This window comes from Ruegeria sp. AB10, from assembly GCF_056542745.1.
Genome location: NZ_JBQGAI010000004.1, coordinates 355,222 through 375,495 on the forward strand (window position 1 = coordinate 355,222; position 20,274 = coordinate 375,495).

Sequence of the window (20,274 nt, forward strand, 5' to 3'; positions counted from 1 at the left end):
CACGATGAGCACTTTTATTCTGGCCTTCATTTTGCTGACCCTCGTCGTGGTGGGCATGTCGTTGGGCGTGATGCTGATGGGCAAGACCATCAAGGGCAGCTGCGGTGGCCTGAACGCGATCTCGGGCGCAGATAAATGCGTGGTCTGCCAGAAAGACGTCGATCCGAACTCGCCGCTGCGCGACAAGCTCCAATGCAAACGCGCCAGAAAGATGCAGGAGCAGATGGAACGTCAGGCCGAAGCGTAATTTGCACTTCGCCCCAAGCCGGGAATTGGCTAACTAGGTCCCTGAATACTGGGGGTACCGCATGGCCAAAGCCAAAAACATCCTGTTCATCATGTTCGACCAGCTGCGCTGGGATTACCTGAGCTGCTACGGCCACCCGCATCTGCATACCCCTAATATTGACCGTCTGGCCGCGCGGGGTGTGCGCTTCGAGCGGGCCTATATCCAATCCCCCATTTGCGGCAGCTCGCGTATGTCCACCTATACCGGGCGCTATGTGCATTCGCATGGGGCCTCGTGGAATGGCATCCCGCTGAAAGTGGGCGAGATCACCATGGGCGATCATCTGCGCAAGGCGGGCATGGGCTGCTGGCTGGTTGGCAAAACCCATATGAAGGCGGATGCCGAGGGGATGGCGCGGCTGGGGCTGGAACCCGACAGCCTGATCGGCGCCCGCGTGGCGGAATGCGGGTTCGACGTCTTTGAACGTGATGACGGAATGCGCCCCGAAGGCCCGGATGGGTTCTATGACCCGGACGGGGCGAAGAAATACAATCAGTACCTCACTGACAAAGGCTATGAGAGTGACAACCCCTGGCACGACTTTGCCAATTCCGGATTGGATGCGGATGGCAACGTGTTGTCGGGCTGGTTTCTGAAGAACTCGTCCGAAGCGGCCAATATCGCGGAAGAGGATAGTGAAACGCCCTATCTCACCGGCCGCGGCATCGAATTCATGGAAAGCCATGACGCCCCGTGGTGCTGTCACCTGAGCTTTATCAAGCCGCATTGGCCCTATATCGTGCCGGAACCCTATGCCTCGATGTACGACCCCGAGCATGTGCTGCCTGTGGTCCGGTCCGAGGCCGAGCGTGAGAATGCCCACCCGGTGCTGCGCGCATTCATGGATACGAAAATCGGCCAGACCTTCTCGCGCCAGGACGTGCGCGAGGCGGTGATCCCCGCCTATATGGGCCTGATCAAACAGGCCGACGATCAGATGGGGCGCCTGTTCGACTGGATGGAGAAAACCGGCCGGATGGAGGACACGATGATCGTGCTGACCTCGGATCATGGTGACTTTCTGGGCGACCACTGGATGGGCGAGAAGACCTTCTTCCACGACGCCTCGACCAAGATACCGCTGATCATCTACGACCCGTCGCCCGAGGCCGACGCGACGCGCGGCACCGTCAGCGATGCGCTGGTGGAATCCATCGACCTTGCCCCAACCTTTGTGGAGATGGCGGGTGGAGAGGTCGCTTCGCATATCCTCGAAGGGCATTCTTTGCTGCCGATCCTGCATGGCCGGCAAGATGAAACGCCGCGCGACTTGGTGATCTGCGAATATGACTACTCGGCCTCGCCCATCGCTGACATGCTGAACGCCTCGGTCCGGGATGCGGTGATGTTCATGGTCGCCAACAAGAAGTGGAAGCTGATCCATTGCGAAGGCGGCCACCGGCCCATCCTGTTTGATCTGGAAAACGACCCGGATGAACTGACCGATCTGGGCGATAGCGCTGACCACGTGGATGTCATCGCGGAAATATACGACCACCTCTTTGCCTGGACCCGCCGCCCGTCGCAGCGCACCACCCGGTCCGAACAGCAACTGATCGAGATGCGCACAAAAAGCCGGGGCAGGGGGGTTGTTCTGGGGATCTATGACGAAAACGAGGCTCCGCTGGACCTGACGGTCAAATACCGCGGGCGCAAAGCCTGGCCGTTTGCTGAATATATCGGCAAGGACAAATCGTCCGAGCATTAAATCTGTCCGGACGTGACCAAAAGGCGGTTCACCCTAGGCAGGTCAAGCGATACAAGACGGGCCAAGAGCAGAAATCCGGAGAGCCGAAATGACCGCCCCCAAACCCGTTGTCCTGTGCATTCTTGATGGTTGGGGCCTGTCCGAGGACACCAAGGCCAACGCACCTTATCTGGCCAAGACGCCGACCTTCGACGCGATCATGGCCGACGGTCCGCACGCGACCCTGATCACCCACGGGCCGGATGTGGGCCTGCCCAGCGGTCAGATGGGCAATTCCGAGGTCGGCCACACCAATATCGGCGCGGGCCGCGTTGTCGCCATGGACCTGGGACAGATCGACCTGGCGATCGAGGATGGCTCGTTCTTCGATAACGCGGCGCTGCAGGATTTCATTGCCAAGGTGAAGGCTTCGGGCGGCACGGCGCATCTGATGGGGCTGGTGTCGGATGGTGGGGTGCATGGTCACCTGAACCACATCGTTGCTGCAGCCAAAGCGGTCACCGACGCGGGCGTGCCTGTTGCGTTGCACACGATCACCGATGGCCGCGACGTGGCCCCGAAATCCGCCTTCACTTATGCCGCCGAACTGGAAGACCGCCTGCCTGAAGGCGCGCGCATTGTCACCGTCAGCGGGCGCTATTTCGCGATGGATCGCGACAACCGCTGGGAACGCGTCAGCGAGGCTTATGAGGCCATGATCAAGGGGCAGGGCCGGACGGCTGCCACTGTGCACGGTGCGATTGACCACGCCTACAACCAATCGGAAACCGATGAATTCATCGTGCCCACCGTGCTGGATGGCTTTGACGGGGTGAAAGACGGCGACGGAGTCTTCTGTCTCAACTTCCGCGCCGACCGCGCCCGTGAGATTCTGCGGGCGATCGGTGAGCCCGGTTTTACAGATTTCGACACCGGCGCGCGCCCGCAATTGTCTGCGCTGCTGGGCATGGTCGAGTATTCCGACGGCCACAACGCCTATATGACCACCGTGTTCCCCAAACGCGATATCGTGAACACCCTGGGCGAATGGGTCGCCAAACAAGGCCTGCGTCAGTTCCGCCTGGCCGAGACCGAGAAATACCCGCATGTCACTTTCTTCCTCAACGGCGGCAAGGAAACACCCGAGGTGGGTGAAGACCGCTTCATGCCGAAATCCCCCAAAGTTGCGACCTATGACCTGCAGCCCGAGATGTCCTCGGCCGAGGTGACCGCCAAATTCGTCGAAGCGATCGAGGCGGGCTATGACCTGATCGTCACCAACTATGCCAACCCGGATATGGTCGGCCACACGGGCGACCTGCAGGCCGCGATCAGGGCCTGTGAGGCCGTGGATCAAGGTTTGGGACTGGTCGTAGCGGCGTTGAAAAAAGCAGGCGGTGCGATGATCGTGACCGCCGACCACGGCAATTGCGAAATGATGGTCGATCCGGAAACCGGCGGGCCGCATACCGCACACACACTTAACCCGGTCCCCGTGGCATTGGTGGGCGGGCCAAACGGCGCCACGCTGCGTAACGGGCGTCTGTCTGATCTGGCGCCAACCCTGTTGCAACTGATGGGTCTGGAACAGCCGCCGGAAATGACTGGAAAGAGCCTGCTGTCATGACCATGCGCGCGCTTGTTCTGGCGCTGCTGTTTGCGGCCCCGGTCCATGCACAGACCGACCCGTCCACAGCCGCGCTGAATGCGGCGCAGATGCTCGAGGACGCCTCGGTCGCATTGACCGAAGCCGACAGCGCCCGTGATCGCGTGCGCGCCCTGACCGAAACCATTCAGGCCTATGAGGCCGGTCTGACCGCCATGCGCGAAGGCCTGCGCCGCGCCGCCACGCGTGAGGCGCAGTTGACTGCCGAGCTGCGCGCCCGCGAAAAGGAAATCGCGCAGTTGCTGGGCGTGTTGCAGACCATTGAAACCACCGCACCTCCGGTTCTGATGCTGCACCCGTCGGGGCCGTTGGGATCGGCCCGGGCAGGGATGATGCTGTCCGAGGTCACACCGGGCCTCAACACCCGCGCGCAGGCTTTGGCCCATGATCTGCAAGAAGTGCAGACCCTGCGCCAATTGCAACAGAGTGCTGCGGAAACCCTGACCGAAGGGCTGACGGGCGTCCAAACCGCTCGCACGCAGCTCAGCGCCGCGATCGCCGATCGCACCGATTTACCCAGCCGTTTTGTCGAAGACCCGGTGCGGACCGCAATCCTGATCTCGTCCACTGAGACACTGGAAGGGTTTGCCAGCGGCCTGTCCGAAATTTCCGAAGGTGAAATCGCGGAAACCAATGCAGACATCTCGGACCGCAAGGGTGAGATTGCGTTGCCCGCGCAGGGCGTTCTGCTGCACCGCGCAGGGGAAACGGATGCGGCTGGTGTCAAACGCCCCGGTGTGATCTTGGGCACGCGACCCCGCGCGATTGTGACTTCGCCGACAGCCGCCACGATCCGCTATCGCGGACCCCTGCTGGATTTGGGGAATCTGGTGATACTTGAGCCTCAACCCGGGCTTTTGTTCGTGTTTTCGGGCCTGCAAGAGGTTTACGGCAACACAGGGCAGGTGATCCCCGAGGGCACGCCGGTCGGGTTGATGCCCGGTGAAACACCCGAAATAGGCGCTATTTTGTCAACAAGCGGTGATGGCACTGGAACTGACCGGTCAGAAACGCTCTATATAGAGGTAAGACAGGATAACAGCCCCGTGGACCCGGAATCGTGGTTTCGGACCAGCAAGGATGGATGAGTACGTATGAAGAAATTTGTGATGGCCGCTCTGGCCGGAACCGTGGCAGGCGTAATCGCAACCACTCAGATCGCAGGCCCTTTGCTGGCGCAGGAGGCCGAGAACAATGCCACCGTCTATGAGCAGCTGGATCTGTTCGGCGACATTTTCGAACGCATTCGTGCGCAATATGTCGAAGAGGTCGAACCCGAAGAACTGATCGAAGCCGCGATTGACGGCATGCTGACCTCGCTGGATCCGCACTCCAGCTATCTGTCGCCGGATGATGCCGAACAGATGCGCGTGCAGACCCGGGGTGAGTTCGGCGGGTTGGGCATCGAGGTTACGCAGGAAGAGGGCTTTGTGAAGGTTGTCTCGCCCATCGACGATACGCCCGCGGATGCGGCGGGGATCGAAGCCGGGGATTTCATCACCCATGTCGATGGCGAAAGCATTCTGGGCCTGACGCTGGACAAGGCGGTTGATCTGATGCGCGGCCCGGTCGGGTCCGAAATCGTGATTACCGTCGTGCGCGAAGGTGAACAGGAACCCTTCGACGTCACCATCATCCGCGACACCATAAAACTGACTGCCGTGCGCGCCCGCACCGAAGGCACCAGTGTCGTGCTGCGGGTCACCACGTTCAACGATCAGACCTTCCCCAACCTTGAGGAAGGTTTGAGCGAACAGATCGAAGAGGCTGGCGGCATCGACAAGGTCAACGGTTTTGTTCTGGACCTGCGCAACAATCCGGGCGGTCTGCTGACTCAGGCGATCAAGGTCTCGGATGCGTTCCTGAACGAAGGTGAGATCGTCTCGACCCGTGGCCGTGATCCGGGCGAAGGCGAGCGGTTCAACGCGACCCCCGGCGATCTGGCCGAAGGCAAGCCGCTTGTGGTTCTGATCAATGGCGGGTCGGCTTCGGCCTCCGAGATCGTGGCCGGTGCGCTACAGGATCATCGCCGTGCCATCGTGGTCGGCACCAAGAGCTTTGGCAAAGGCTCGGTGCAGACGGTCATGCCGCTGCGCGGAGACGGTGCGATGCGCCTGACTACATCGCGGTATTACACGCCGTCTGGCCGCTCGATCCAGGCACTCGGCGTAAGCCCCGACATCATCGTCGAACAACCACGCCCGGCGCCCGCAACGGACGACGAGGACGCGAACCGTCCAACCCGCTCCGAGGCCGACCTGCGTGGCAGCCTGAACAATGACAGCCTCAGCGAGGATGAAATCCGTCAGATCGAAGAAGACCGCGCCCGCGCCGAAGCAACTGCGGAACTGCGGGAAGAGGATTATCAACTGGCCTATGCCATCGACATCCTAAAGGGTCTGTCGGCCTTCAACCCGAACGGGCCGTCTCAGTGATATACTGAGGCCGCCTCATGAGCGGCCTCTGATACAGGATATTGAAAGCCCCGCTCGTTTTCGGCGGGGCTTTCTGTTTGGTTTGGTTTGTCCGGGACGCGTTCTCTGACAGGCTCAGATTGGCTTCCAGCCAGCTTTCACCCAGTTTGCAAACTCTGTTTCATCAATTTGACCTGCCGCCAGACCTTCCATCATCAGAACACCCTTGGTTGGGTCAGGAAGGAAGGCATGCCCGTTAAGTCGCAGAAAAGTAAGAGCAGTCACAAAGGCTGTTCTCTTGTTGCCGTCGACGAAAGCATGCGCCTTGGCGATGCCAAACGCGTAGGCGGCTGCAATTTCGGCAAGATCGGCATCGGCATAGGCCGCAAGGTTCATGGCTCTTGCACAGCCCATCTCCAAAAGGGCGCGATCCCGCATTCCGGGGGCGCCGCCATGTCGTGATATCTGTCTGTCGTGAATAGCGACAACCGCCGCCCGAGGAACCCAGGTCAGGGGCTTCACGCCAGCGCCTGAAGCAGATCGCGGTTCTCATCCATGACAATTTCTGCGGCCTCAAGCGCCTCGACGACCGAAGGGTCGTGGGCCATGATTTTCAGCGTGCCATCATCACCGCGCAAGACGAAAAGGGTATCACCCTCTTTGGCATCAAGGATGGTCAACATCTCGGTGGACAGCGTCATGACGGCCGAATTTCCGACCTTGCGGATCTTGGTTTCGATCATTGGGTTCTCCTGGTATATATTAATGTATATACCCATCTGAAGTGAAACTGGCAAGTTTCAGCTGACTCATCCGGAATTGACCTTTGGCCAGAGGGGTCAGCCTTCCACCTTATGCAGCTTTTCCTCATCCAGCATTATTGCCAGCAAGACCCCGACCGAAACGGAAAGGGTCGCGAAGATGAAGGCCATGTTCATTCCGGTGTCAAAGGAAGCGGCGATGGCGGATTTAACCTTTTCGGCCTCGGCGGAACTGAGTTTTTCCATGACGACCTTGGCTGAGGGCGTGGTCAGCGTTCCCCCGTTTATGGCTCTCTGGCTGGCTTCCGAGAGGTCAATTCCGGCGGATGTCAGCCGCTCACCCAGGCTGCGCAGGCTTACCAGATACATGATCGCGGTGGCGCAGGCGACCGAGATGGCGCCGTAGACCAGATGGGTCATGAAACTCAGCCCGCCGACCAGACCCGCCCGTTCCGGTTTCACCGCACAGACGGCGGCGGTGCCGGATGGCCCGACCGTCAGCGTCGCGCCCAAACCGATCATCGCCATGCCCGGCAGGATCTGGAAATATCCGAGCCCTGCGGGCATCACCACAACGCTGGCGGCCCCGGCTGTGGCACAGAGATACCCCCAGAGCAAAAGCCGTTTTGGGCCGAAATCGTTATACAACCGGCCCGACAGGATGGACCCCACAGCCAGAAGAACCGTCAGCGGTGCCAGCCCAAAGGCTGATTGCAAGGTCGACCAGCCCAGAACCTTTTGCATGTATTGCGGGAAATACATCAAACCGACGAAGGCTGCCGACACGTTGAACATGTTCAGCCCCAAGGTGATGCGAAATTCGCGGTTCGCCATCATCTGCGGCAGCAACAGCGGCTCTTTCACCCGCTTTTCCACCCGCGGGAACAGAACGAACAACACCGCGCTGACGAAGAACAGCAACAACAACGGGGCCGAGGTCCAGCCCCAATCCGCGCCCACATCCAGCCCGTAGAGCAACAGCAAAACGGCAAAGGACAGCACGGCCATCCCGGCAAAATCGATATGCTCTCCCTGCTTGTGCTGGGTTTCGCGCTGCATCAGCAGCAGAGCGGTCAGCATCGAGATGGTGGAGAACACCACATTGGCGAGGAAAAACAGCCGCCAGTCCCCCAGGTTGACCACCATTCCGCTGATCAGAGGCCCAAAGACGTTGCCGCAGGTCACACCAGCCAATATCAGCCCCATGATCATGGCCCGATGTTCGGGCCGCGAGACCTTGGTCGCCCCGAACGCCAGCGTGCAGGGCCAGACACATCCCGCGCCGATCCCCTGCAGGGCGCGTGCAATAATCAGAAAGTCCAGGCTGGGCGAGACAAAGCACATGACGGACGAGAACAGAAAGATCGACAGCCCGATCAGCATCATCTTGCGGTGTCCGAACATATCGCCCATGCGTCCTCCGGCGACCATGGTCATGGCGAAGAACAGCGCGTAGATGTTCAGAACCCACTGTGTGCTGGTGATATCCGCATCAAAGCTGTTTTCGATGGCCGGAACCAGAATCAGCGCGCCGGTAAAGTCGATGCCGATCCCAAACCCCGTCACCATCAATGCAATGACTTTGACGATGCTGCTGCGATCCATGAGCTTGCCCAGACTGCTGCGGGTCACCCTAGGATGCACGGAATCTCACTGAAAAGATAGAGACTTGCCCGGAAAGGATCACTTGTCGGCGCTTTGCGCCCGGCGAAACGCGCGTTTCAGCATGTCCAGCTCGGCGCGCAACAGCTCGACCTCGGCACGCAGATCATCCGCGGCGGGAGTACCTGCGATGATTGTGAAATCGCCAAGCTTTTCCGAGGTCGCCGCATCCACGATCACAAAACAATGCACACCGTCGGACAGCGCAGCCACGGGCACGGGAACCGTCAGGTTCCACCCGTCCTCAGACGCCGAAATACGCGCATCATCGACATTCTCACCCAAATAGCGCACTTCGACCTGCGGCTCGGTGTCGGCTTGCAGAAACCCCTGCCAGAGGCCGTTTTCAAACCGGATCGGCGTCAATGTCGGCAGTGTCATGGTTGGATCTCTCACAAATCGGCGCGGTGGTGGCGGCAGAAGGTCAGGTCGCGCAGCGTGGCACGGTTCATCCGGGGATTGTCAAAAATCAGGTCCAGCCAGATCTTCTCGATCCGCGACTCGTTCAGGGGCAGGTGGGCCAGATCAAAGTCAACAGAATTGGACGGGGTGGGCAGGTCCAGCTTGCGCAGCACCTGTTCGGTGTTGGGGCCGTGCTGGATGTTGAGGCGGGCAAACATCTCGAGCGGCTGTTCCAGTTCGATCTGCACGTCAACGCGCATCAGATGCTGCTTGGTCAGACCCTGCGCGGCTTCGGACGGCAGCTCAACGGACAGCGACAGGAACGAGCCTGAAAACCCGAACACATCGACCGTCAGCCCGAACGCGGCCAGATCCTTGTCGCGGGAATTCCGGGTCTGCCGCATCCCGATCTCGGCCAAGGGGCAATCGTGGAACAGCGTCACCTGCCGATCCATCTGCGCCCTGCGCGGGGCCGAGGCCACACCGGGGCGCGGCAACGGTCCACGCCACAAATCCGGCCGCCAGCACCAATCCGTACCCAGAGGTTTGGGAAACTGCAGCGACCCGATTCTGGGCCGGGCCAAACGGCCATCGGCTTCGTGGATCAGCATGTCCAGTTGGGTGCGCAGCTTGCGAGCTTCGTCACGCTGTAGTCGCAGCTGCGGCTCGGGTGCTTCGGCCGCGCCACGCAGCGCCGCGCGCCAACGCGCGACAACCCGGTGGTGAATATAGCGATCCAGAAGTCTGCCCATGGTCCTATCATTCAGAATGTGACCCTGTTTAGTCAAAGACCGCGCAGGGGTTAAAGGTGAATAAACGATATTGAGGATCAAAACTCTCAAATTCGTGAACGGCCGGGCGGATGGTCAACCCGGCGGCAATCTGTTACCGCGCCGTATTCTTGCAATCGCCGGGGTCAGTGCGTACCGTCTGTCACCTGATTGCGTTGGATCATCCCAAAATCGCATCCAAGAGATTTGAGGCACGACCGGGGCATGGAACCCACTCTGTTCGCATTCATCTGGAAACATTCCAGGAAACAACAGCTTGTCCTGCTGTTGCTGACGATCCTGTCGTTCCCGTTCCTTTATGCCTCGCTTGAGCTGCCCAAGCAGATCATCAACGGAGCCATTGGTGCCCCGGGTGACTCGGTCACGGTGCTGGGGTTCACGGTGACGCAGGTGCAGTATCTGATGATCCTGTGCTTTGCCTTTCTGGGTACGGTGATCGCCAGCGGGTTGATGAAGATGCGCATCAACACGATGAAGGGCATTCTGGCCGAGCGTATGCTGCGCCGCCTGCGGTTCACCCTGATCCACCGCACCATGCGATTCCCGAAATCCTATTTCGCCACCACCAGCCAGGGCGAGCTGGTGTCGATGATCACCTCCGAGGCGGAACCGATGGGCGGGCTGATGGGCGACGCCATCGCTCAGCCGGTGTTCCAGTTCGGTCAGATGATGACCATTGTCACCTTCCTGTTCATGCAAAGCGTCTGGTTCGGGCTGGCCAGCATCGCGCTGATCCCCTTGCAGGCGTGGCTGATCCCGAAATTGCAACGTCAGATCAACCTGCTGAACAAGGAACGTATTCAGGAGGTTCGGAACCTCAGCTCCGAGATTGGCGAAAGCGCGGCAGGCATCAGCGATCTGCGCACCAATGGCGGCTGGCGGTATCGGCTGGCGCAGTTCAGCCACCGGTTGGGGCTCTTGTTCGAGATCCGGTTCAAGATCTACAACAAGAAATTCTTCATGAAATTCCTCAATAACCTGATCACGCAGATGACGCCGTTCCTGTTCTATTCGGTCGGCGGCTATCTGGCGATTACGGGAGAGGTGACGGTAGGCGCACTGGTTGCGGCGCTTGGGGCCTACAAGGACCTGAGCGGCCCGTGGAAGGATTTGCTGACCTATTACAATCAGGTTCAGGACATGTCCCTGCGGTGGGAGGTGGTGACCGAACGCTTTGCGCCCTCGAACATGATCCCGGAAGAACTGTTCGTGGGTCAGCCCAAAGTGATCCCGCATCTGACCGGCGAGATTGAGCTGCGCAACGTGACCGTGCGCGACGATGACGGCAAGACCGTTCTGGAAGATATCGACCTGACCATTCCGAAAGGCGCCCGCGTCGCCATCCAGTCCGGTCAGGCCTCGGAACGCAACGCGTTGGCGCAGGTGCTGACCCGTGAGGTTCTGCCGGTGCAGGGTGAGGTCATCATGGCGGGTCATAACCTGAAAGACCTGCATCAGGCGGTGATCGCAGCCCGGATCGGCTATGCCTATTCCCGGCCTTACCTGTTCAACGGCACGCTGGGCGACAACCTGTTGATGCCGCTGCGCCCGCATCCGCAACACGAAACCGACGCCGCACAATCGCCGAACCGCTGGCAGATCGAGGCCGACCGGGCGGGCAACCCGACAGATTCGCTGACCGACGAATGGATCGATCCCGGGTTGGCCGGGCTGGACGATATCGACGACATACGGGACTGGTGGTTCAAACTGGTCGAAGCGATGGGGATCGACGAGTTCATGCTGCGCCGCACCCTGCGCACGCGGTTCGACCCGCAATTGCACCCGGTTCTTGCACAAGGGATCGTTGACCTGCGCGACACCGTTGCAGAGCGGCTTCGGGAAAAGGGGCTGGACCGCCATCTCTATCGCTTTGACCCCGACCGCTTTAATCCCGCTGTACCGCTTGGCGGCAACCTGCTGTTCGCCACCCCGTCGCGCGATATCACGCCGGACTCTCTGGCCAGTGACAGGCGGTTCAGAGACATGTTCGGGATGCATGAGCTGGCCGACGATGCCATGACCATGGCCAGCGCCGTGCTTGAAACGCTGGATCAGGCTTTTGGGCGCGACGGAACGGATCACCCCCTGTTCCTGCGTCTGGGGATGTCGAAGGACATGTTCCACCGTCTGCTTGACATCAAGGACCGCCGTAAATCCAAGGGGGACAGCAGCATCACCGAGTCTGAACGCTCGCTGTTGCTGACCATCCCGTTCCTGCTGACGGCCGAGCAGATCGGCCCCGATTTCCCCGAGGAATACAAGGACAAGATCCTCTCGATCCGAAAGGACCATGCCGAACGGCTGCGTGGGGCCTTGGACGGCATGTTCGTGCCGCTGTCTCCGGACAGTTACCTGCCGCGGCTGACGGTGATGGAAAACGCGCTCTATGGCCGGGTCTCGCTGATGGCGGGTGCCCATGCAGAAGAGATCGAGGACGTGGTGGCGCAGGCCATCAACGAGGCCGGTTTGCGGCGGCGGGCCGCGTCCACCATGTTCGACTTGCCCACCGGTCTGGGCGGGAACAACCTGCCGACCGTGTTTCAGGAGCGCGCGGCGTTTTCGCGAGCGGGGATCAAGCGCCCCGATATTCTGATCCTCGACAAGGCGCTGGCCAGCCACGATTCCCAAAGCCGCCTGCGCACGCGTCTGCGATTGCGGGAATTGCTGCCCGAATCGGTCATGGTCTTCATGGAAGATCACTTTGCCCACCCCGAGGCCTATGATCTGTTCATCGAAATCAAGGACGGGCGCATCGACGGTGTCGCCCGGACCCAGGACCACCACGAAGAGGGAACCTCGGCCGATCTGAGCCGAAAACTGCAGATTATCGCCTCGACCGAGCTGTTTTCGGGCATCGACGCGCGCAACCAGCGGCTGCTGGCGTTTTCGGCACAATGGTACGAGGTGGCCGAGGGGCAGATGATTTTTTCCCGCGGTCAGGTGCCCGATGCGGCCTATCTGTGCATCAAGGGGCAGGCCAAACTGATCTGGACCGAAGAAGGCGGCGGCAGGCGGCCAATTTCGATTATCGAGCCCGGCCGCCTGATTGGCGATCTGTCGATCATCACCGGTGATCTGCGCCAACTGGATCTGGAAGCCATCACGGATTGCACCTTTCTGCGCATCGGCGCCGAGGAATTGCGTGCCGTGATCGAAAGCGACGCCTCGGTCGCGGTTCAGCTGTTGCAGACCGTCGCGGGATATCTGACCACTTTGTCGACCAGGCTGAACAAGGTCCAGAAAACCGCCGATGTCTTCCCGGATTTACCGCAATCCATCGAAGGCGAGAGCACCGGCAACAATGCGTGAACCCGCCGCCTATTCCGCCCATGAGCTGCTTGTGGCCGATGCCCGCGCCCGGCCCGAGCTTTGGCGCCTGCTGGTCGGGCTGGTCATTGTCGGCGTGCTGTATGTGACGCTGAATTCGGTTTTGTTTGCCCTCATCGGAGGTCTGATCCCTCCGGATCAGGCGCAGGGTTTTCTGCGCGGAACCTCTGTAGTGGCGACGCTGGTCTTATTGTTGAGTTTCGGATTTCTGACGCTGGGCGTCGCTGTTGCCGCCCGGCAAATGCAACAGCGGTCGCTACGGGCGATTCTGGGGCCGCGCAACCTGTTCCGACAGCAATTCATTCTTGTGGCGCTGGCCCTCACGGTTCTGGGCGTGGTCATGGCCGTTTTGCCGCCATACGGGATGGGGAAACCGCTTACCCAGAACCTCGCCTTGCCCACATGGCTGTTGCTCCTGCCAGTGTCGGCATTTGCAGTACTGATTCAGGCCAGCGCCGAGGAAGTGTTATTTCGAGGGTATATCCAGCAATCCCTTGCGGCCAGATTTCGGTCTCCGGTGATCTGGATGGGCCTGCCCTCGGCGCTGTTTGCAGCCGGGCACTATGCGCCGGGTGTGACCGGGGATAATGCGCTGCTCGTGACGGTCTGGGCCTTTATTTTCGGCCTGCTGGCGGCGGATCTGACCGCAAGGTCCGGCGCGCTGGGACCCGCTATCGCCTTGCATTTCCTCAACAATACCGTCGCACTTCTGTTCATTTCGCTGCCTGACACTCTCAGCGGGCTTGCGCTTTACCTGCTGCCATATGAGATGACCGAGACAGGAATGCTGCGACAATGGCTGTTCGTGGATTTCGCGGTGATGATTGTCTGTTGGCTAACAGCGCGTCTTGCGCTCAGGCGTTGATTGCATTTCCTTCCGTTGCGTCTTATTTGACGTCAACGCCGCTCAAGCAAGGTTCCGACATGAACTGGATCACAAACTACGTCCGCCCCCGGATCAACTCGATCTTCTCGCGCCGGGAAGTGCCCGAAAACCTTTGGCACAAGTGCGACGAATGCGGCACGATGCTGTTCCACCGCGAGTTGGCCGAAAACCAGAATGTGTGCACCCAGTGCGACCATCACATGGCGATCACCCCGCGCGATCGGTTCAAGCACCTGTTTGACGGTGGCATTTTCGCCGAAGTCGAGGTGCCCGCACCAAAAGACGATCCGCTGCAATTCCGCGATCAGAAGAAATACCCTGACCGTATGAAAGCCGCGCAGAAAAAAACCGGCGAGAAAGAGGCGATGCTGGTCGCCAGCGGAGAGATTGGCCGCACGCCGATCATCGCCGCCGCGCAGGATTTCTCGTTCATGGGCGGGTCGATGGGCATGTATGTCGGCAACGCCATCATCGCCGCCGCGCAAGAGGCGGTGAAGCTGAAGCGCCCGTTGATCCTGTTCTCGGCCGCGGGCGGCGCGCGGATGCAGGAAGGTATTCTCAGCCTGATGCAGATGCCACGGACCACCGTGGCCGTCGAGATGCTGAAAGAAGCGAACCTGCCCTATATCGTCGTTCTGACCCACCCGACCACGGGCGGCGTGACGGCGTCTTATGCGATGCTGGGTGATGTGCATATTTCCGAACCCAACGCACTGATCTGCTTTGCCGGGCCGCGCGTGATCGAACAGACCATCCGTGAAAAACTGCCCGAAGGGTTCCAGCGCGCCGAATATCTGCTGGATCACGGGATGTTGGACCGCGTCACCAAACGCACCGAGATGCGCGAAGAGCTGATCACCATCACCCGCATGTTGATGAACCAGCCTCCGGCCGTCAAAGGCGACCTGCCTGCGCCCGAGCCCGAAGAAACCCCCGCTGAAACTCCGGCTGAGGACGCGGGCGAGAAATGACCGGCCAGACATCCGACCTCATCCTTGACCGGATGATGGCGTTGCATCCCAAGATCATTGATCTGACCTTGGATCGTGTCTGGCGTCTGCTGGCGGCTTTGGACAACCCGCAGACCAAACTGCCACCGGTGATCCATATTGCCGGAACCAATGGCAAAGGCTCGACCCAGGCCATGATCCGGGCCGGCCTTGAAGGGGCAGGGCTGTCAGCCCACGCCTATACCTCGCCGCACTTGGCCCGGTTTCACGAACGCATCCGTTTGGCCGGAGAGCTGATCTCGGAACCCGACCTGACGGCGGTTCTGGATGAGTGCTACGCCGCCAACAATGGCGAGAACATCACCTATTTCGAGATCACGACCTGCGCTGCCCTGCTGGCCTTTGCCCGGGCGCAGGCGGATTACACATTGCTTGAGGTCGGTCTGGGCGGCCGTCTGGACGCCACCAATGTCATCCACGAACCGGCCGTCACGGTGATCACACCAGTTTCGATCGACCACGAACAGTTTCTGGGCGACACGCTGGGCAAAATCGCGGCCGAAAAGGCTGGCATCATCAAGCCGGGTGTACCCTGCATCGTCGGCCCGCAACCGGACGAGGCGCTGGAGGTCATCGAGTACACCGCCGCGCGTCTGGGGGCTCCGCTGCTGATCCACGGCCAACACTGGCACGTGCATGAGGAAAACGGGCGCCTGATTTATCAGGACGAAACCGGCCTGCGCGACCTGCCGCTGCCAAACTTGCTGGGCGCCCACCAGATCCAGAACGCCGGCGCCGCGCTGGCCGTTCTGCGCCACCTGAACCTGGGCGATGACGCCTATGAGGCCGCCGTGACCCGCGCCGAATGGCCCGCGCGGATGCAGCGCCTGAAAACCGGACCTCTGGTCGAGGCCGCCCCGCAGGCCGAGCTGTGGTTAGACGGTGGCCACAACGCCGCAGCCGGGATTGCGCTGGCTGACGTACTGGCCAAGCTGCCAGACCGCCCGACCCATATGATCTGCGGTATGCTCAACACCAAGGACGTCACCGGCTATCTGGCTCCGCTGGCGAAGCGCGCCCAAAGACTGACAGCCGTCTCCATCCCCGGAGAGGCCGCCACGCTTAGCGCCGCAGACACCGCCGCCGCTGCAGCCAGGGTCAACCTGTCTGCGACCACCGCCGACAGCGTTGCCGATGCGCTGAACACAATCGTGGCGACAGACCCGCAGGCCCGCGTGCTGATTTGCGGCTCGCTTTATCTGGCTGGTAACATCCTGCGCGAAAACGGCTGAAAAAGCCCGCAAAGCTTCATCTGGCCAAAAATATCCCGGGGGAGGCGCGCAAAGCACGGCGGGGGCAGCGCCCCCTATCTCCCCCAGTCCTGATCCTGCATTTCCCGAAGGCGCGAGGCGGTGCGTTCAAATTCAAACGTCCCTTCGCCCTCGACATAAAGCATCTCTGGCTCGGCTGCGGCGGAACAGATCAGACGCACCTTTGCTTCATACAGCGCATCAATCAGCGTCACGAACCGCTTGGCTTCGTTGAAGTTGTTCCGCGACAGGCGCGGGATATCTTCCAGCACCAGAACCTTCAGTTCCTCTGCTATCGCCAGATAATCTGCCGGCCCCAGCATCCGTCCGCACAGATCATAGAACGACGCCCGCGCAACCCCGTTGCGAAACGCAGGCAGCTCAACCGCGCGCCCCTTGACCTGCAGGATCAGCGGCTCGGCCGTGCCCCCGGACAAGTCTTGCCAGACACTGCGAACGCTCTGTCGCGCTTCTGGGCCGATCGGCGTGAAGTAAACCGGTGACCCTTTCAACCGGTTCTGGCGATAATCGGTGGGCGAGACCAGCTCCCATACCCGTAGCTGCTCCTTGATATGCGCGATGAAAGGCAGGAACAGCTGCCGGTTCAGCCCGTCCTTATAAAGATCGTCGGGATGCCGGTTCGAGGTCGTCACGACCACAACCCCTCCCTCGAACAGCAGGTCGAACAGCCGCCCCACGATCATCGCATCGGTGATATCGGTGATCTGCATCTCGTCAAAGGCCAACAGCTTGACCGTCTTCACAACCTCCTGCGCCACCGGGGCCAGCGCATCCTCGACCCCCTCCTGACGGGCCTTGTGCATACCCGCATGGATTTCTTGCATGAAAGCGTGGAAGTGTACGCGCCGCGCAGGGATATCCCCCAGCGCATCAACGAACATATCCATCAGCATCGACTTGCCACGCCCGACGCCGCCCCACAGGTACAGCCCTTTCGGCGGCGGCGGAGCCTTGCGAAACAACCCCCGCTTGACCGGAGCGGCAAGGGCTGTGCGGATGCGCTCGAAATGCGGCAGCACGGCCTCTTGCGCGTCATCCCGTGTCAGAATGCCCTCAGCAATGCGGTCGTTATAAAGCGAAATCAAATCCGTCATGAACCCGAGCCATAGCGCCCCCATTAAGGCTTGAAAAGCAGCCATTTTGTCGACGCATCAATTTTCCTTAACCGCGACCGCAAAACTGCTGATTTGACGCTGTGTGCAAAATCCATAACGTCCACCAGACCTAACCCCGAGATCCCGATGCCGCAATCCACCCGCCTGCTGAACCCGATCCTGATCGTTGGATGTATCATCATCGCGGTCAGTTTCGCCGTGCGCGCCTCATTCGGGGTGTTCCAGATTCCGATTGCCAGCGAGTTCGGCTGGCTGCGCACCGATTTTTCGCTGGCGATTGCGATCCAGAACCTCGCCTGGGGGATCGGGCAACCGATCTTTGCCGCGATCGCCGAAAAGGTCGGGGACCGCAAGGCGATCATTCTGGGCGCGCTGACCTACGCCGCCGGGATGGTGCTGTCGGCCTGGTCGGTCACGCCGTTTGGTCACCAGATGTACGCATGGCTGGTGGGCTTCGGCATCGCTGGCACCGGGTTCGGCGTGGTGCTGGCCGTGGTTGGACGCGCATCGTCGGACAAGAACCGCTCGATGTCTCTGGCCATTGTCACGGCGGCGGGCAGTTTCGGTCAGGTGATCGGTGCACCAACGGCCGAGTGGCTGCTGACCTTCCTGCCCTGGCAACAGGTTTTCATCGTCTTTGCCGCCGCAATCCTCGCCCTGGTGCTGACGCTGCCCTTCATGCGCGCACCGCAGCCGGTCAGCAAGGCGGAGCTGGAAGAGAGCATGAGCCAGATCTTAGGCCGGGCCTTCCGTGACCCGTCTTATGCGATGATCTTTCTGGGCTTTTTCAGCTGCGGCTACCAACTGGCCTTCATCACCGCGCATTTCCCCGCCTTCGTGACCGAGATGTGCGGCCCGATCCAGCCCGGTGGGGTCCTGCATTCGCTGGGTATCACAACCACATCCGCCTTGGGTGCCGTGGCCATCTCGTTGGTGGGATTGGCCAATATCGGCGGTACGCTTCTGGCAGGCTGGGCGGGCAACCATTTCCCCAAGAAATACTTGCTGGCAGCCATTTATACCGGCCGCACACTGGCGGCCGCCACCTTCATCATCATGCCGATCACCCCGATGTCGGTCATCGTGTTCTCAATCGTCATGGGCTCGCTCTGGCTGGCCACAGTTCCGCTGACCTCGGGCCTCGTCGCGCATCTCTATGGGCTGCGCTACATGGGCACGCTCTACGGCTTTATCTTCCTCAGCCACCAGATCGGAGGCTTCCTCGGGGTCTGGCTCGGCGGTCGTATGTATGACGTCTACGGCGACTATACGATGGTCTGGTGGATCGGCGTGGCCGTCGGCGCCTTTAGTGCAATCGTCCACCTGCCCATCCGCGAGAACAGACCTCAGATGGCCGTCGTCGCCTAATCACGCTTGGTATTTGCTGATAATGTACTGGCTGGTCATCAGATCCAGATGCGCCCCGCCACCATTCTTGAACAGCGTGATCGCGGTTGGATCGGGGGCAAACAGGTCCAGATCGTAATAGTCGGCCACCAAGTCGCCACGCGTGATCACGCCCTTTTCAATCGGAATCTTGATCTCACCAATATGATCAACGGTTGAATCAAAGCTGTCCATGTAGATACGGGCGCGTTGCAGCGCCAGGTCTTCGGCCTCGCGCATTTCTGGCCGATACGCACCGACAAGGTTCAGATGCTGACCGGGGCGCAACCATTCGCCCCTGATGAAAGGCTGGGTGCTCATTGTAGCGGTCAGGATAATGTCGGCCCGGTCCACCGCATCGGCCAGATCATATTCAACGTCGATTTGACCCAGTTTCGTGGCCAAAGCTTCGGCCTTGGAACTTGTGCGGTTCCACAATCGTATTGCGGCCTGCCGGAAACCGGCGGCAAAAGCTTCGCACAGGGATTCGGCAACCGGGCCCGCGCCGACAATCAGAATGTCGCGGCTGTCCGGGTTGGCCAGCCGCAGCGCACCCAGCAGACTGTCCCCCGCGGTCTTCCACTTGGTCACCAGGAAAAAGTCGACCAGCGCCGCCAATCGCCCATCTGCGTCGTCATAAACGCAGACAGACCCATCTATCGCAGGGCGTCCGGCCTGCACATTGCCCGGAAAAATGGTGGTGGATTTCACCGCAATGCCCAGCCCGTCAACCCAGGCAGACCGCGACAGCAGCGTATCCGCACCGCGATACAGAAACGTGTCCTCTATCTGGGCCTTGGGCCGTTGATGTCCTTCGGCGATGGCACGGGTCAGTTCCAACCAGTCCAGATTTGCCTCTCCGTCAGCAAACGGGATCTGTAGCACATTCACCGCGCCTCATCCTTGGTCAACAGGCCCTCGGCGACCAGGCGATCTGCCCAACCTTGCGGGTCAGTGAAGTGATGCGTCTGCCACCCGCGCGCCCGCGCCGTTTCGATATTGTCGATCCGGTCATCCGCGAACAGCAGGGCCCCGGGTGCGACCCCACAATCGGCCTCGACCATTTCATAGATCGGAACATGCGGTTTCACCGCCTTCATACGGCCCGAGACATACTGCCGGTCGAACTCGTTCAGGAATGGGTAGACCGTGGTGGCATAGTCGAAATTCTGCACCCCGAAATTGGTCAGCGCAAAAACAGGAATTCCTTTGGCACGCAAGGCCCGCTGCAGACGAACCGAGTGCGGGATCTCGGGTGCGGCCAGCTCGATCCACTTGTCATGCCACATGCGAATCTCGTCGCGCCATTCAGGGTATTTCTCGGCCCAGTCATAGATCGTGTCGGTGAAGTGGTGACCCTGGTCCACCAGGTCGTTCATACCGTGCAGATCGACCTCGGCGAACATGGCCCGGCGGCGCTCTTCCCCGATCACCTTGTCGTAATAGCGTTCTGGCTGCCATTCGATCAGAACGTTCCCGATGTCGAAAATCACGGCTTCAATCGGCATGGTGTGCCCCTGTCAAAACAATCCTGCTAGCGCCGACTGAACCAATCCCCGCTCGGATTTACAAGGGCCGAACCGCAGCGCGCAGCGCTGCCCGGC

Annotated in this window: 18 protein-coding genes; 10 read left to right on the forward strand and 8 right to left on the reverse strand. The window is 60.4% G+C overall.

Annotated elements, in window-relative coordinates; all coding sequences use genetic code 11:
- Window positions 1-4: 4 nt before the first annotated feature.
- From nqrM to ACR0NT_RS11135, 5 genes are all read left to right on the forward strand, one after another.
- On the forward strand, window positions 5-247 hold the full coding sequence (gene nqrM, locus ACR0NT_RS11115) for a (Na+)-NQR maturation NqrM (protein WP_170326465.1): 243 nt from the start codon (window positions 5-7) through the stop codon (window positions 245-247).
- 61 nt (window positions 248-308) lie between these two features.
- Window positions 309-1,997 carry a sulfatase-like hydrolase/transferase gene (locus ACR0NT_RS11120; protein ID WP_170673796.1) on the forward strand — a complete coding sequence of 563 codons (1,689 nt, stop codon included), beginning with the start codon at window positions 309-311 and terminating at the stop codon, window positions 1,995-1,997.
- An 88-nt stretch (window positions 1,998-2,085) separates the two neighbouring features.
- Entirely contained in the window at window positions 2,086-3,603 is a 1,518-nt protein-coding gene (gene gpmI / locus ACR0NT_RS11125; RefSeq protein WP_170673794.1) for a 2,3-bisphosphoglycerate-independent phosphoglycerate mutase, read from the forward strand.
- The gene (locus ACR0NT_RS11130) at window positions 3,600-4,730 is read left to right on the forward strand and encodes a peptidase M23 (protein WP_170673791.1); all 1,131 of its coding nucleotides are present in this window, start codon (window positions 3,600-3,602) and stop codon (window positions 4,728-4,730) included. The genes gpmI and ACR0NT_RS11130 overlap by 4 nt, the downstream gene beginning before the upstream one ends.
- Before the next feature lie 6 nt (window positions 4,731-4,736).
- Window positions 4,737-6,077, forward strand: a complete 1,341-nt coding sequence (locus ACR0NT_RS11135) for a S41 family peptidase (RefSeq protein WP_170673788.1) — start codon at window positions 4,737-4,739, stop codon at window positions 6,075-6,077.
- Between the two features lie 114 nt (window positions 6,078-6,191).
- On the opposite strand, the gene ACR0NT_RS11140 is transcribed toward ACR0NT_RS11135, so the two are convergent.
- The 5 genes from ACR0NT_RS11140 to ACR0NT_RS11160 form a co-directional block, all read right to left on the reverse strand.
- A complete protein-coding gene (locus ACR0NT_RS11140) occupies window positions 6,192-6,578 on the reverse strand; it encodes a type II toxin-antitoxin system death-on-curing family toxin (RefSeq protein ID WP_170446534.1) in 387 nt (128 codons plus the stop codon).
- Window positions 6,575-6,799: an AbrB/MazE/SpoVT family DNA-binding domain-containing protein gene (locus ACR0NT_RS11145; protein ID WP_170446531.1), complete on the reverse strand. Its 225-nt coding sequence runs from the start codon at window positions 6,797-6,799 to the stop codon at window positions 6,575-6,577. Before ACR0NT_RS11145 ends, ACR0NT_RS11140 begins: the two co-directional genes overlap by 4 nt.
- A 96-nt stretch (window positions 6,800-6,895) precedes the next feature.
- Window positions 6,896-8,422 carry an MFS transporter gene (locus ACR0NT_RS11150; protein WP_170446530.1) on the reverse strand — a complete coding sequence of 509 codons (1,527 nt, stop codon included), beginning with the start codon at window positions 8,420-8,422 and terminating at the stop codon, window positions 6,896-6,898.
- Window positions 8,423-8,500: 78 nt separating this feature from the next.
- Window positions 8,501-8,860, reverse strand: coding sequence for a hypothetical protein (locus ACR0NT_RS11155; RefSeq protein ID WP_170446528.1), 360 nt, complete (start codon window positions 8,858-8,860; stop codon window positions 8,501-8,503).
- 11 nt (window positions 8,861-8,871) lie between these two features.
- The gene (locus ACR0NT_RS11160; protein WP_170673785.1) at window positions 8,872-9,633 is read right to left on the reverse strand and encodes a DUF6478 family protein; all 762 of its coding nucleotides are present in this window, start codon (window positions 9,631-9,633) and stop codon (window positions 8,872-8,874) included.
- 243 nt (window positions 9,634-9,876) lie between these two features.
- On the opposite strand from ACR0NT_RS11160, the gene ACR0NT_RS11165 reads away from it, so the two are divergent.
- From ACR0NT_RS11165 to ACR0NT_RS11180, 4 genes are read left to right on the forward strand one after another with little or no spacing between them, the layout of a single operon-like run.
- Complete coding sequence (locus ACR0NT_RS11165) at window positions 9,877-12,984, forward strand: ABC transporter transmembrane domain-containing protein (protein ID WP_170673782.1); 3,108 nt, start codon at window positions 9,877-9,879, stop codon at window positions 12,982-12,984.
- Window positions 12,977-13,867 (forward strand): type II CAAX endopeptidase family protein, encoded by an 891-nt coding sequence (locus ACR0NT_RS11170; protein ID WP_170673780.1) that lies wholly within the window; start codon window positions 12,977-12,979, stop codon window positions 13,865-13,867. The genes ACR0NT_RS11165 and ACR0NT_RS11170 overlap by 8 nt, the downstream gene beginning before the upstream one ends.
- Before the next feature lie 59 nt (window positions 13,868-13,926).
- Window positions 13,927-14,859 carry an acetyl-CoA carboxylase, carboxyltransferase subunit beta gene (gene accD, locus ACR0NT_RS11175; protein WP_170446520.1) on the forward strand — a complete coding sequence of 311 codons (933 nt, stop codon included), beginning with the start codon at window positions 13,927-13,929 and terminating at the stop codon, window positions 14,857-14,859.
- A complete protein-coding gene (locus tag ACR0NT_RS11180; RefSeq protein WP_170446518.1) occupies window positions 14,856-16,130 on the forward strand; it encodes a bifunctional folylpolyglutamate synthase/dihydrofolate synthase in 1,275 nt (424 codons plus the stop codon). Before accD ends, ACR0NT_RS11180 begins: the two co-directional genes overlap by 4 nt.
- A gap of 74 nt (window positions 16,131-16,204) precedes the next feature.
- Here ACR0NT_RS11180 and zapE read toward each other — a convergent pair whose 3' ends face one another.
- On the reverse strand, window positions 16,205-17,263 hold the full coding sequence (gene zapE / locus ACR0NT_RS11185; RefSeq protein WP_170446516.1) for a cell division protein ZapE: 1,059 nt from the start codon (window positions 17,261-17,263) through the stop codon (window positions 16,205-16,207).
- Window positions 17,264-17,410: 147 nt separating this feature from the next.
- Here zapE and ACR0NT_RS11190 point away from each other — a divergent pair, with 147 nt between their 5' ends.
- A complete protein-coding gene (locus ACR0NT_RS11190) occupies window positions 17,411-18,652 on the forward strand; it encodes an MFS transporter (RefSeq protein WP_170446515.1) in 1,242 nt (413 codons plus the stop codon).
- Here the strand turns inward: ACR0NT_RS11190 and ACR0NT_RS11195 are convergent, their stop codons facing one another.
- A complete protein-coding gene (locus ACR0NT_RS11195) occupies window positions 18,653-19,561 on the reverse strand; it encodes an NAD(P)-binding domain-containing protein (protein ID WP_170446512.1) in 909 nt (302 codons plus the stop codon).
- Window positions 19,558-20,178, reverse strand: a complete 621-nt coding sequence (locus ACR0NT_RS11200) for an HAD family hydrolase (RefSeq protein WP_170446511.1) — start codon at window positions 20,176-20,178, stop codon at window positions 19,558-19,560. The genes ACR0NT_RS11195 and ACR0NT_RS11200 overlap by 4 nt, the downstream gene beginning before the upstream one ends.
- Window positions 20,179-20,274: the final 96 nt, after the last annotated feature.